The 13,803-nt window shown below is 31.7% G+C and carries 15 protein-coding genes; all 15 read right to left on the bottom strand.

The window, feature by feature from the left end; all coding sequences use genetic code 11:
• Window positions 1–34 precede the first annotated feature (34 nt).
• The 15 genes from RR409_RS07760 to RR409_RS07690 all read right to left on the bottom strand — a co-directional run bounded on the left by RR409_RS07760 (window position 35) and on the right by RR409_RS07690 (window position 13,770).
• Window positions 35–2,209 (bottom strand): bifunctional (p)ppGpp synthetase/guanosine-3',5'-bis(diphosphate) 3'-pyrophosphohydrolase, encoded by a 2,175-nt coding sequence (locus RR409_RS07760; RefSeq protein ID WP_332557169.1) that lies wholly within the window; start codon window positions 2,207–2,209, stop codon window positions 35–37.
• A gap of 117 nt (window positions 2,210–2,326) precedes the next feature.
• Window positions 2,327–2,845: an adenine phosphoribosyltransferase gene (locus RR409_RS07755; RefSeq protein ID WP_332557168.1), complete on the bottom strand. Its 519-nt coding sequence runs from the start codon at window positions 2,843–2,845 to the stop codon at window positions 2,327–2,329.
• Between the two features lie 206 nt (window positions 2,846–3,051).
• Window positions 3,052–3,897, bottom strand: a complete 846-nt coding sequence (locus tag RR409_RS07750; RefSeq protein WP_332557167.1) for a DHH family phosphoesterase — start codon at window positions 3,895–3,897, stop codon at window positions 3,052–3,054.
• A 141-nt stretch (window positions 3,898–4,038) separates the two neighbouring features.
• Window positions 4,039–4,923, bottom strand: coding sequence for a protein translocase subunit SecF (gene secF / locus RR409_RS07745; protein ID WP_332557166.1), 885 nt, complete (start codon window positions 4,921–4,923; stop codon window positions 4,039–4,041).
• Between the two features lie 4 nt (window positions 4,924–4,927).
• The gene (gene secD / locus RR409_RS07740; RefSeq protein WP_332557165.1) at window positions 4,928–6,166 is read right to left on the bottom strand and encodes a protein translocase subunit SecD; all 1,239 of its coding nucleotides are present in this window, start codon (window positions 6,164–6,166) and stop codon (window positions 4,928–4,930) included.
• Between the two features lie 99 nt (window positions 6,167–6,265).
• On the bottom strand, window positions 6,266–7,633 hold the full coding sequence (gene scfB / locus RR409_RS07735) for a thioether cross-link-forming SCIFF peptide maturase (RefSeq protein ID WP_332557164.1): 1,368 nt from the start codon (window positions 7,631–7,633) through the stop codon (window positions 6,266–6,268).
• Window positions 7,634–7,691: 58 nt separating this feature from the next.
• A complete protein-coding gene (gene scfA, locus RR409_RS07730; RefSeq protein WP_017414649.1) occupies window positions 7,692–7,829 on the bottom strand; it encodes a six-cysteine ranthipeptide SCIFF in 138 nt (45 codons plus the stop codon).
• Between the two features lie 96 nt (window positions 7,830–7,925).
• On the bottom strand, window positions 7,926–8,300 hold the full coding sequence (locus RR409_RS07725; protein ID WP_332557163.1) for a TIGR04086 family membrane protein: 375 nt from the start codon (window positions 8,298–8,300) through the stop codon (window positions 7,926–7,928).
• 61 nt (window positions 8,301–8,361) lie between these two features.
• Window positions 8,362–8,637, bottom strand: a complete 276-nt coding sequence (gene yajC, locus RR409_RS07720) for a preprotein translocase subunit YajC (protein ID WP_332557162.1) — start codon at window positions 8,635–8,637, stop codon at window positions 8,362–8,364.
• Window positions 8,638–8,680: 43 nt separating this feature from the next.
• A complete protein-coding gene (tgt, locus tag RR409_RS07715; RefSeq protein WP_332557161.1) occupies window positions 8,681–9,811 on the bottom strand; it encodes a tRNA guanosine(34) transglycosylase Tgt in 1,131 nt (376 codons plus the stop codon).
• A 25-nt stretch (window positions 9,812–9,836) separates the two neighbouring features.
• Window positions 9,837–10,862, bottom strand: coding sequence for a tRNA preQ1(34) S-adenosylmethionine ribosyltransferase-isomerase QueA (queA, locus tag RR409_RS07710; RefSeq protein ID WP_332557160.1), 1,026 nt, complete (start codon window positions 10,860–10,862; stop codon window positions 9,837–9,839).
• An 80-nt stretch (window positions 10,863–10,942) separates the two neighbouring features.
• Entirely contained in the window at window positions 10,943–11,956 is a 1,014-nt protein-coding gene (gene ruvB / locus RR409_RS07705) for a Holliday junction branch migration DNA helicase RuvB (RefSeq protein WP_332557159.1), read from the bottom strand.
• Window positions 11,957–12,074: 118 nt separating this feature from the next.
• Complete coding sequence (gene ruvA, locus RR409_RS07700) at window positions 12,075–12,668, bottom strand: Holliday junction branch migration protein RuvA (protein WP_332557158.1); 594 nt, start codon at window positions 12,666–12,668, stop codon at window positions 12,075–12,077.
• The gene (locus RR409_RS07695; RefSeq protein WP_332557157.1) at window positions 12,661–12,816 is read right to left on the bottom strand and encodes a hypothetical protein; all 156 of its coding nucleotides are present in this window, start codon (window positions 12,814–12,816) and stop codon (window positions 12,661–12,663) included. The genes ruvA and RR409_RS07695 overlap by 8 nt, the downstream gene beginning before the upstream one ends.
• A 288-nt stretch (window positions 12,817–13,104) precedes the next feature.
• Complete coding sequence (locus RR409_RS07690; RefSeq protein WP_332557156.1) at window positions 13,105–13,770, bottom strand: hypothetical protein; 666 nt, start codon at window positions 13,768–13,770, stop codon at window positions 13,105–13,107.
• Window positions 13,771–13,803 lie beyond the last annotated feature (33 nt).

Here is a 13,803-nt window from a genome sequence, read left to right as displayed (position 1 = left end):
TATCTCCTTTTAAACTAAGTTCATTATGTAATCACTAATGTTTAACTCTATAAACATCTTTAACACCTTTTATTCTTCGAATCTTTCCTTGAACCTGTTTTAGGTGTTCTACATCTGTAATCTTAATCTTTATATTAACTAAGGCATCACCAGTCTTCAATGTTTTCCCATTTATAGATAAGATATGTGTTTTAGTTAGCCCTAAAATTTCAATTATATCTGTAAGGAGACCTAATCTATCTTCTCCTCTAATTTGTATGTCTGTAATATAATTTTCTCCATTTTCATTACCCCAAGTTACTTCAATAATCTTATCATGATCTGTAGTCTGAAGTGCTATAAGGTTTTTGCAATCAGCCCTATGAACTGAAACACCCTTACCCTTAGTAATATATCCTATTATTTCATCTCCTGGTACTGGGCTACAGCATTTTGCAAATCTTATATGAACATTGGAAGTTCCTTTAACTTGTACTCCTGAATAATTGTTATAATGTGGTTTAACTTTTTGTTCTTTTTTAAATTGCTCAATTACAGTGGCGTTACTTTCCTTTTCTTTTTCTTTAGCTTCATAAGCTTCCTTTAGTTTAGTTATAAGACTTACAGGAATAATATCTCCAACTCCAACTGTGGCAAACAGATCTTCCAGATTTTTCAAGTTGTATCTTTTAATAATTTTTTCTAAAGCAGAAGACTTCGAAATTACACTAAAAGGATATCCTTGTCTTTTAGATTCCTTTTCAATTAACTCTTTTCCCTTTTCGATACTGTCTTCTCTATTAGCTTTTTTAAACCAAGCTTTTATTTTACTTTTTGCTTGGTTGCTTTTAGCAATATTTAGCCAGTCAATACTTGGCCCCTTAGTATTTGGTGAAGTTATAACCTCTACAATTTCACCAGTTTTTAAACCATATTCTAAAGTTACAATTTTACCATTTACTTTGGCACCGGCACACTTATGCCCTACATCTGTGTGGATTGCATATGCAAAGTCTATTGGTGTTGCAGAATTTGGAAGATTAATTACATCTCCTTTTGGTGTGAAAACAAAAATTTCATCAGAGAATAAATCTATTTTAAAACCTTCCATAAATTCTTCTGCATCGGAGGTTTCACCCTGCCATTCAAGCATTTCTCTAAGCCATGATAACTTTGAATCTAAGGAAGTTTCTTCCTCTGCATTAGCTTCTTTATATTTCCAATGTGCAGCGATACCATACTCTGCTGTTTTGTGCATATCATAAGTTCTAATCTGTATCTCAAAAGGTTTTCCATAAGGTCCTATTACTGTAGAGTGAAGTGATTGATACATATTAGGCTTTGGCATAGCTATGTAGTCCTTGAACCTTCCCGGTATAGGCTTATACATAGTATGAACTATTCCAAGGGCTGCATAACAGCTACCAATATCATCTACCAAAATCCTTACTGCTGTAAGGTCAAAAATTTCATCTATATTTTTATTCTTAGTTTCCATTTTCTTATAGATACTGTAGAAATGCTTAGGCCTTCCTTCAATATCAGCTTTAATGCTTACCATATTTAAGTGTAGTTTTAGTTGTGAAAGTATATGATTGATTTGCTCTTCTCTTTCAGCCCTTTTGTCTGAAATAAGCTTCACTAATTCATAGTATTTAGTTGGATACATATATCTAAGTGCTAAATCTTCTAATTCCCATTTAATCTTAGAAATTCCTAATCTATGAGCAAGAGGGGCAAAAATATCTAAGGTCTCTTTTGCCTTTTCCTTTTGTTTGTTTTCTGGAACATATTTCAACGTTCTCATATTATGTAATCTATCTGCAAGTTTTATAAGAATAACTCTAATATCCCTTGCCATAGCAAGAAGCATTTTCCTTACATTATCAGCTTGTTGTTCTTCCTTAGATTTATATTTTATTTTTCCAAGCTTTGAAACACCCTCTACCAAATCTGCAATTTCTACACTAAATAATTGGCAAACCTGGTCATAGGTGTATTCTGTATCCTCAATAACATCATGGAGCAATCCTGCTACAATAGTAGATGTATCAAGTCCCATTTCTGCTAAAATACAAGCTACTTCTAAAGGATGAATTATATAGGGTTCACCTGATTCCCTACGTTGCTCCTTATGTGCCTCTAAAGAAAATGTGTAGGCTTTATGTATGAAATTTAAATCAACATTATGACAATTGTTGTTTATCTTCTCTATCAATTTTTCAATCATTGGATTCACTCCTAAAACTAAAGGCTGGTTACATAACCAGCCAATTATTTTTACTATATAATATTATATAACACAACCCAAATTAATGCAATTTTTAGTTGAAATAATTGTCATTTTTTATATGTCGTATTTTACTACTGACATTATGTCATGATTACCTAATTTACTTCTTCCATTTAACTCTGTAAGCTCAATTACAAAGTTTACAGAAACAACTTCTCCACCAACTTGTTCTATAAGCTTAACCACAGCACCTACGGTTCCACCTGTAGCTAAAAGATCATCTACTATTGCAACTCTTTGTCCTGGTTTTATAGCATCTTTATGGATTTCTAAAACATCACTACCATACTCTAAATCATATTCTACCTTTATAGTATCATAAGGAAGTTTTCCTGGTTTTCTCACTGGTACAAAACCTGCTCCAAGAGCATAAGCTACTGGTACTCCAAATAAGAAACCTCTTGCTTCTGGTCCAACAACTATATCTATATTCTTATCCTTTAGGTAATTTGCTATAGTGTCAATTGTTGTTTTTAATGCCTCACCATCTTCTAAAAGTGTTGTTACATCTTTAAAACTAATTCCTTCTTTTGGAAATCCTTCTATTACTCTAATTTTTTCCTTAAAGTCCACTTGTATTCCCCCTTAATTAATTTCTATACGCATTAGCTCACTATGCTAAAGCTTTTTAATTTATACCATATTCTCGTAATCTATACGAAGTTTCGCAATCCATACGAACATTATATTCAATTCAAAGTCTATTGTACTTTATTATTATATATTATATATATGTATTTATGCAATAAACCATAAATAGTCTAACTTTTCTATAAGTTTTATAATTTTGCTCTTCTATTTATTTCACTATAAAGATATTTGGAAATTTGTCTAGCTCTATAACTATCCGAAGTTGTTAAAAGCTCTACTATAATTCTAGCATTACTTATTTTTTCCTTTGGAATCATCTCAGGAAATATATTAGCTATATTATAAAAGCTAAAAAACTCATCCTTATATTGGATATTATGTTCTTCTATCAAAGCTTTTATTCCGTAATTATTAGTACACTGAAGCTGTTTAAGTCCCTGTTCAGCAAAAAATAAATTTTCTCCCTCAATAGGTAATTTCTTAGTTACAGTTCCTATCATCACCAAATCTAAATATTTATTTAAGCAACTCATCTTGTAGTAGGAAGAAATAGTTTCCGCTAACTTATACGCTACGCCTGCAGCCCCTAAGTTCTTAAAAGGATATTTGCAGTTAAATCTATTAGGATTCACCACTATTTCATCTGGATATTCTATATTACAACAATGGTAATCTGTAACTATTACATCTATACTATTTTCTCTACAAAACTTAATGTCTTCCAAAGAACTTGTCCCACACCCTACTGTAATAATTAAATCTGCACCTAAATATTTTATATGATTATTAATATCATTTTTACATAGATTTCTAGTATTCCTTACCTCGCTAGGAATAAAATATTCTACATCTGCATTAAGATACCTCAACACCAGCATTAAAAGAGATATTGCAGCTACTCCATCAAAATCATAATAACCGTAAATAACTATTTTTTGCCTTTCATTTATTGCTGTAATTATTCTATTTAATGCATCATTCATGTTTTTTAAAAGTAGTGGATCATATTCATTAACCTTGCAATTATCTTCCATGCACTCTCCTCCAAATAATTAGAAAACAAATATATTATAATTTAAATTCAGCCATAATACAAATATTTTTCATAAAAATAAGCCAAAAATCTACATAAAGTGATTTTTGACTTATTTATTCTACATATATAAAATGACTTATTATGCTGCTACAGCTTTTTTCCCTTTAGATTTTCTTTTCTTTAATATTACCCATAATGGGCTAGCTATGAATATAGAAGAGTATGCACCAGCAGTTATACCAATGATTATTGGTAATGAAAACTCCCTAATTGATGGAACAAACACATAAACAGCTCCTATGGTAATTATTGTAGTTAACGTAGTATTAATAGACCTTGACATAGTTTCATTAACACTCAAGTTTGCAACTTCCTCAGGAGACATTCTTCTATTCTTCTTAACATTTTCTCTTATTCTATCGAAAACAACTATAGTGTCATTTATTGAATATCCAACTATTGTTAGTATTGCTGCAATAAATGGACTATTAACCTGTATTCCAAAGATAGCGTAGAAAGATACCGTTAGGAAAACATCATGCAAAAGCGCTATTATCGCTGCAATAGCGAAATTCATTTCAAATCGTATTGTAACATAAATCAATATAGCTCCAGTAGCTAAAATAAGTGCCCATATAGCTTTTTCCTTCAATTCATTACCAACTGTGGCTCCTATAGTCTCATGTCCTATCACAGCTGCATCTTCTAATGCATACTGAGTCTTAATATCTTCTATTAACTTGGAAACGCCTTCTTCATTTAAAATTCCCTCTTGTACAATGATTTCCACTTCTTTTCCTTCATTTGCAACTTTTGTAGAAAATTTATCCTTTGCATATTTATCTACAATTGTATCTACATCAGCTTTTTTAAATTCCTTATTTATGTTGATAGAAATTAAAGTACCACCTCTAAAATCAATACCATAATTAAGGCCTTTAGTTAAAAAGAAGGCTAAACCAATTATTGTTAATAATATAGATATTCCAAACCAGATTTTAGTTTTTTCGATGATTTTTAACATGGCATTACCCCCTTTTCACACCAAAGTGAGATGGTTTAGTTATTATTCCTGCATTAATCGCATGCTTGAGGAAAAACTTAGTAATTGTTAGAGCTGTGAAGATACTTATTATAATACCTATCATTAAAGTTACAGCAAATCCTTTTACTGCTCCCGTCCCCATAAAGTATAGTACTAATCCTGCAATTATAGTAGTTATGTTTGAATCTAAAATTGAAGACAGTGCTCTATCGAATCCTGAATCCACTGCCGATCTTATGGATTTTCCCGCCTTAAGCTCTTCTTTAGTTCTCTCAAATATAAGTACATTTGCATCTACCGCCATACCAATAGTTAAAATTACTGCAGCTGCTCCTGAAAGAGTTAATACTACTCCAAAAGCTGAAAATGCGTACAATACTAAGACTACATATAGAGAAACCGCAACAGAAGCAATTATTCCAGGTGCTCTATAATAAAGCATCATAAATAACATAACACAAAGTAATCCAACCATACCTGCCTTTTTACTAAGTCCCATAGCTTCCATACCAATTGTTGGTCCTACAGTTTTAACTGAAACCGCTTCTATAGCTACTGGTAGTGCCCCAGATTGAATAATATTTGCTATAGAGTTCGCTTCTTCAAGTGTTTCCATTCCTGTTATTACTGCCTCTCCGTTATTAATTACAGCATTTACTGTCGGAGCTGTAAGAACTTCCTCATCCATCTTAATTGAGATAGGCTTATTCAAAAACTTTTGTGTTGCTTCAGCAAACTTCTTAGTGCCTTCATCATTTAGCTTTAAACTTACAACATTCTCATTTTCTTGAGTCATATAAGCAGTAGCCTCTTTAACATCTTTTCCTGTTAAAATTACATTTCCATCTGGGTCTACAAAAGTTAACTCTCCTGTTTTACCAATTGTATTTAACACCTTATCTGTGTCAGATTCTCCTGGTATTTCAATTCTAATTCTCTTTTGTCCTTCTGGAACTACTGAAGTTTCACTGGTACCTTCCTTGTTAACCCTCATAGAAATTAACTCTACAGTTCTGTTTAGCACACTTGCATCCACATTATCCGCTTTAATTTCCATTAATAAAGAGGTTCCCCCAACTAAGTCAAGACCTTTACTAATTGATTGTCCAAAGGATTTTACCCTATAGTCCCCTAGATTTAATCCAAAAAGTCCTGAATAAGCTAATAGGGCAATTAATAAAACACTAATAATTAATAAAAAGCCACTTCTACCCTTTCTCATTTTTATCCCCTTTCACGTTATTCACATTTATATTTATAATGTAGATTATAAGGCTTTGTAAAAAAATAGTCAATAATAGGTAATTAGTGGGGGATTCCACTAATTACCCATGGTTTTGCTTTTTAAGGCTATAGCACATTCAATTCTTTTCTTTTGCATTTCACAACCTACTTCATATGGAACATGAATATCTCCATTAAAATTAAAGTTGTTAGCTTGGCACCCTCCACTGCAGTAGAATCTTGCCCAACATTCTTTGCAAACTGGCTTATTATATATATGACCTTCTTTAAAATGTTGAACCAATTTAAAGTCTTTTATTCCATCATTAATATTTCCCATTAAGAATTCTTCTTTACCAACAAATTGGTGACAAGGATAAATTTCTCCATCTGGAGTTATAGCCACATATTCATGACCTGCTCCACAACCAGAGATTCTCTTATAAACACAAGGTCCACCTTGTAAATCAATATTAAAATGATAAAACTTAAAGTCTTTGCCTTCTTTATGACGTTTTAACATTTCCTCATAAAGCATATCATATTGTTTAAATATAGTTGGTAAATCCTCTCTTCTTAGAGAAAGTGCATGTTCATCTGGTAATACCACTGGCTCAATGGAAATCTCCTCAAAACCTAAATCTGCCATATGTTTAACATCTTCAAAGAAGTCAGTATTTTCTCTTGTAAAAGTACCTCTTACATAATAAGACTTGGATTTATCTCTTACTTCCACCATTTTTTTAATTTTAGGAAGTATACTGTCATAACATCCACTACCATCAAATCTAATCCTTACCTTATCATTAATTTCTTTTCTTCCATCTATACTAAGAACAATATTTCCCATATTTTTATCTAGGTAATCCATTATTTCATCATTTAAAAGTGTAGCGTTAGTAGTCATAGTGAATCTAATAACTTTCTTATGAATCTTTTCCTGTTCCCTAGCATAATCTACTATCTCTCTTATTGTGTTGAAAGCCATCAGTGGCTCTCCACCAAATAAATCTACTTCAATATTTCTTCTTGGTCCTGAATTTTTGATAACAAAATCTATTGCTCTTTTTCCTATTTCTGCAGACATAGGTTTTCTACAACCACTGTTATACTCCCCTTCATCTGCAAAACAATATTTACACTTCAAATTACAATCATGAATAATATTTAAGCATAGTGCTTTTATATTTACTTCCGCTTGTCCACTTTCCATTGCTATGTCTTCATACAAATCTTTAGAATATAGTATCTCATCCTTGATTAATGCTTCTAGTTCACTGTATACTTCTTCTATTTCTTCTATTGAATATTTATTGCCAAAATCCTTAATCAGTTCTTCCTTAGATCTTAAACCTTCATCTTCTAGAAGGTCATAAACTATTTCATCTACTAAGTGTATTGCCCCAGAATTTACATCTATAATATAAAAATCATTACTTTGTACAAATTTATGAACTAATGACATTTTTTTCCTCCTAACATAACACAAAGCAGTAACCTTTAGTTACTGCCTTTAAAAATTATTAGTTTTCGCAAGCTAAGTTAGCCACTGTGCATGAAGTTTTGCATGCTGATTGACAAGAGTTAGCACACTCTTTGCAACCTGGTTTCTTTAAGCTTTCTTTAATGTTTGATTTGTTAATTGTTTTGATGTGTTTCATTTTTGTTCCTCCACTGCTCATATTTTATTATATTTAGTAGGCCATCATAAAAAACTAATCAATATATTATTTCAGATGCCTAATATAATAACAAATTTAGTCACTTAAATTTACTGCAAGCATTCCAGATAGAGAACCCACTGCTAATGCAAGTAGTAACCTTATTAAATCTCCTGCATCAATCCCAAAACCATTTCCACATAATACAGATACAATATAAAGTATTAACATGTAGAAAAATGCAACCAGCAGTCCTATTAACCATCCCTTATTACCAGATTTTAAAGTAGCAAAAACTGTACCATATAGTACACTTACTAATGTTAACACTACTATAAAAGCAGATGTAACCTTAGGGCTACTTGGTGTAAATGATGTGATTAAAGAATAAACTAGTACGCAAAGCATTGTTACAATTGACGCTCTTAATACTCCCTGTCCAACACAGGCATACTTTATTTTTTTATACATATAGAATCCCCCCCATCTATATAATAAATATGATTAAATAGGGGGAAATATTCTCTATATGTTACTTTTCAGTTTCATTGTTAACAAGTTGACCTATTCCCATTTTAGCAAGTTTTATTCTAGCTCTTTCTGGACCTGTTTCCAATATAATATAATCTTCATGAATGTTTATAATTCTACCCATTAAGCCGCCCTTAGACATTATTTCATCATTAACCTTTAATGATGAAATCATATCACTATATTGCTTCTTTCTTTTCTTTTCTGGTATGAAGATCATAACATAAAATAATGCAAGAACTACTATCATAGGTAAGAAAGCCATTATTTGTTGCATAATATCCCTCCTTTCTAAGGTTATTTGTATACCTTACTACTTCCTATGCTCTTCCATTCCATTGAGAAAGTTTTTCTGCCTTAAACTCTTCAAAATAATCTCCATCAATGGCATTTCTTATATCTTCCATAAGTTTATTATAAAAATATAAGTTATGAAGCACACATAATCTCATAGCAAGCATTTCTTTTGCTTTAAATAAATGTCTTATATAAGCTCTTGTATAATGTTTGCATGCTGGACAGTCACATCCTTCATCGATAGGATTACCATCTAATTCAAACTTTGCATTCATTAAATTTATTTTACCATATTTAGTGAACACATGTCCATGTCTTCCATTTCTAGCAGGTAATACACAATCAAAGAAATCTACGCCTCTAGAAACAGCTTCTAATATGTTACTTGGAAGGCCCACTCCCATCAAGTATATTGGCTTATCTTGTGGTAGATATGGTACAACTGCATCAATGACTCTATACATTTCCTCATGGGTTTCACCCACTGCAAGACCTCCAATAGCATATCCATCTAAGTTCATTTCTGAGATAGTTTTGGCATGCTCTATTCTTATATCTTCATAGGTTCCACCTTGATTAATCCCAAATAACATTTGTTTTTTGTTGATAGTGTCAGGAAGAGAATTTAATCTATCCATCTCTATTTTACATCTTTCAAGCCATCTAGTTGTTCTTGCTACAGAATTAACTACATACTCTCTAGTAGATGGGTTCGGAATGCATTCATCAAAGGCCATTGCTATAGTTGATGCCAAGTTGCTTTGTATTTGCATGCTTTCTTCTGGTCCCATGAAAATTTTTCTTCCATCTATGTGAGAGTTAAAGTAAACCCCTTCTTCTTTTATTTTTCTCATAGCAGAAAGTGAAAACACTTGGAAACCACCAGAGTCAGTTAAAATTGGTCTATCCCAATTCATAAACTTATGAAGTCCCCCCATGTTTTTAACTACTCCATCTCCCGGTCTTAAATGAAGGTGATATGTATTAGATAGTTCTACTTGACACTCTATTTCCTTTAAATCCATAGATGAAACTGCACCTTTAATGGCAGCTAATGTTCCAACATTCATAAACACTGGAGTTTGAATTACTCCATGTGGAGTATGAAACTCACCTCTTCTTACTTTCCCTGATTTTTTTAGTAACTTATACATCTTATCCCTTCTTTCCTATTTCAGCTTAATGTATAAACATAGAATCTCCAAAACTAAAGAATCTGTACTTATTTTTCACTGCGGTTTTGTAAGCATTCATAACTATATCTCTAGATGAAAACGCACTAATTAACATTATTAAAGTGGATTCTGGTAAATGAAAGTTAGTTATTAATGCATCTACAATTTTGAATTTATAGCCAGGATAAATAAATATGCTTGTATAACCTGAAGCTTCTCTAACCCTTCCATTTTCATCTGCCACACTCTCTAAAGTTCTATTAGAAGTAGTTCCTACTGCAATTACTCTCTTGCCTTTTTCCTTTGACTCATTTATCATATCTGCATTTTCTCTGTCTAAATAGTAGTATTCTGAATGCATCTCATGCTCTTCTACAGTTTCAGCTTTAACTGGTCTAAAGGTTCCTAGTCCTACATGAAGAGTCACAAAGGCAACCTTTATGCCTTTAGCTCTAATTTTCTCTAATAATTCTTTTGTAAAATGAAGACCTGCAGTAGGTGCTGCAGCTGAGCCTACTTCTCTAGAATAAACTGTTTGATACCTCTCTTTATCTTCAAGTTTTTCTGTTATATAAGGTGGAAGAGGCATTTCTCCAAGAGAATCCAGTACAGCCTCAAAGACTCCCTCATATTCAAACTTTACTTTTCTGTTACCATTTTCTAAAACCTGAACTATCTCTGCCTTCAATTCTCCATTCCCAAAGGTAAACCTTGTTCCAACCTTAGCTCTTTTCCCAGGTTTAACCAGTGTTTCCCAAATATCTTTTTCTAATCTTCTTAAAAGAAGAAACTCCATTTTACCACCAGAGCCTTCTTTTGCTCCATATAATCTTGCTGGCATTACCCTTGTATCATTTAAAACTAAGCAATCTCCTTCATTAAGATAATCAATGATATCTTTAAAGGTTTCATGCTGAATTTCTCCACTTTTCTTATCTAATACCATTAGCTTTGATTCATCTCTTTTTTCTAAAGGATGTTGTGCTATAAGTTCTTCTGGCAAATAAAAATAAAAATCCTTAACCTTCAAAATTTACACCCTTTCAATCTATAAATTGGCTATAGGGTTTCACTATATTGTTACATACATGTGCCTTAAAGCCTTAATGTTTAATAAAAAATTTTATTTTCAGGAATTAATCTATTTAGATGCTTATAGGCCTTTTTAGAGGCGATTCTACCTCTTGGAGTTCTAATAATAAATCCCTTTTGAATTAAATATGGTTCATACACATCTTCTATGGTACCTATTTCTTCTCCAATAAAGTAAGCAAGAGTTTCAAGCCCCACTGGACCTCCATTAAAATTATCTATTATCGCCTCAAGTATTTTGTTATCTATCCTATCAAAACCTTGATCATCAATTTCAAGAAGCTCGGCAGCAGCCTTAACGGTTTTATAATCTATGTGTCCATTTCCTCTTACTAAACAATAATCTCGAACCCTTTTTAATAATCTATTTGCTATTCTAGGAGTCCCTCTTGATCTTTTAGCGACTTCAATAGCAGAATCTTCGTCTATTCCTACATCTAAAATCCCTGCAGACCTTGTAACAATTTCCTTCAATTCATTTTCATCATAATATTCCATAGGGCAAAGTACCCCAAATCTATCTCTTAATGGTGCTGTTAAAAGTCCTACCCTCGTAGTTGCGCCAATAAGTGTAAATTTAGGTAAATCCAATCTTATAGATTTTGCTGAAGCGCCTTTGCCAATAACAATATCTAACGCATAATCTTCCATAGCTGGGTAAAGAATTTCTTCAACAGCCCTATTAAGCCTGTGAATTTCATCAATAAAAAGCACATCGAAATTATTTAAACTTGTAAGTATAGCTGCTAAATCTCCAGCACGTTCAATTGCCGGTCCTGAAGTCACTTTCAAATTGCCGCCCATTTCTTTGGCTATAATATTCGCTAAAGTAGTTTTCCCGAGCCCTGGTGGTCCATATAGTAACGCATGATCCAAAGGTTCATTTCTCATCTTAGCCGCTTGCAAAAATATATTTAGTCTTTCTTTTACTTTTGATTGACCTATGTATTCCCTAAGCTTCTGAGGTCTTAAGGAATACTCTACCTCTACATCTTCTTCCTTAAACTCGGAAGAAATAAGTCTTTCCTCCATAATCCCCTTCTCCTTTTTTATTATATGTGATTAATATTTGTTACTACCTTCAACTATATAATGAATAAACTTATTTTATTTAATCATTTCTGGAAGTAGGCTTAATTAATGATGGATTTTAATTCATTAAAAATTGTAGACATGCTTTTATCATTTCTTCAATACTATATGTCTTATCTGTAGTTTTCAATGCTTTTTCAGCTTCTTTTTCTGAATAGCCTAAGGCTATCAGTGCCCCAAACACCTCTGAGGTTTTACTTTCATCTTCTACTAATTCTATCTTACTAGAATTTCCATTAACTATACTTTCTAAACTAATCTTATCTCTAAGTTCTAATATTATTCTTTGTGCAATTTTTTTTCCTATTCCAGGTGCCTTCGTAAGAGTTTTTTCATCACCACTTAATATTGCATACTTTAAGTTAGTTGAATTGCATATAGACATTAGAGATAAAGTTGCCTTTGCTCCAACTCCATTAATTGTAAGCAAAAGTTTAAACATACTAACCTCATCCTTAGTTAAAAACCCATATAACCCAATGAAGTCTTCTCTTACTAACTGTTCCAAATATAATGTGACCTGTTCTCTAACATTAGGCAAACTAGACATTGTACTTCCTGAAGTAAATATTTTATATCCTATATTATTATTTTCAATTATTATATAATCTTTAGCAATTCCTACAAAAGTTCCTTTTATATATTCATACACAGTTATCACCTATCATTTTAAGCATCTGAAATAAAATAGCAAGTCTAAGGTGCCACAGAGATTCCACGTCCACAAGTAAGCTTATGCAGGCAAGAGTTTCATTGATAGCTGTTGTATCAAAAGGCTCTGTGGATGCATCATGCAGCAAAATACAATATCACACTAACTAGGTATTTTATTCAAGATACTTTACTTTATTTTTACAACTATATATTACTTTACCATCTATATTGCTACAATTCAACAAAAAACCTTAAGGAAAGAATTCCTTAAGGTTTTTGTTAGGCATCTAACAATAACATTTTAATACTTTGATAAATATTTTGCATAACACAAGAAAGTAGTCTATTGGATAGTTGTACTATTAATAGTTCCTTTACTAGTAGTATATTGCAAAACAAATAAAAGTAATGATTAGTTATTATTAAAAGATACCTTATGTGCTACAAAGAGATTGAGCATACTCAATAGCATCTTGTACATTTGAAAACTGATAATCTTTATCTCCATAATATAGAGTTTTTAATAGATTACCTTTGTCCTCTATGTCTTTTAAAGTTATGTTCGAGTTGTCTTCAGCCTTTGGATTTATAATCTTACTTTCAACTATTCTTATACTTTCATTCTTTTCTTTATTATATATAACCATATTTTCATCTTTAATACCTATAAAATAAGTATCTGGTGCGTAATTATATCCAGGAACATCTTTAATAAAAACCACGTCATTTTTTGTGAATTGCTGAAGGTTATATCCAAATTTTTTGAAAATTTCTTCTAACTGACTTTCGTTTAATCCTAGTAATTTTTCCTTATCTACATTTATAGCTTCATCAATTTTATTATCAGCTTTAATGAAATCTAAACAATTAGCATACTTTACAAGAAATTCTAGCTTTGTATCTCTAGTGACTACAACTCCACTTTCTTTAATAAAGCTAGTTTGTTTTGTTTCTGATAATATATCTGCACTATTATCATCTATATTTTTTGCCCCTCTAAATAAATTAATACTTAGTGAATAACTGGCAGTAAAAATGCATAATCCTAAAAACACTATAACTATATAAAAAAGTTTACTTTTATTTATATCTTTTAACATAAAATCCCTCCTACAAGGAATTCTTACCAATAA

This window comes from Clostridium sp. (assembly GCF_036642255.1).
Lineage (GTDB): Bacteria > Bacillota > Clostridia > Clostridiales > Clostridiaceae > Clostridium_J.
The sequence above is the reverse complement of the archived record's forward strand: the minus strand, read 5'-3'. Positions and strand labels throughout refer to the sequence as shown.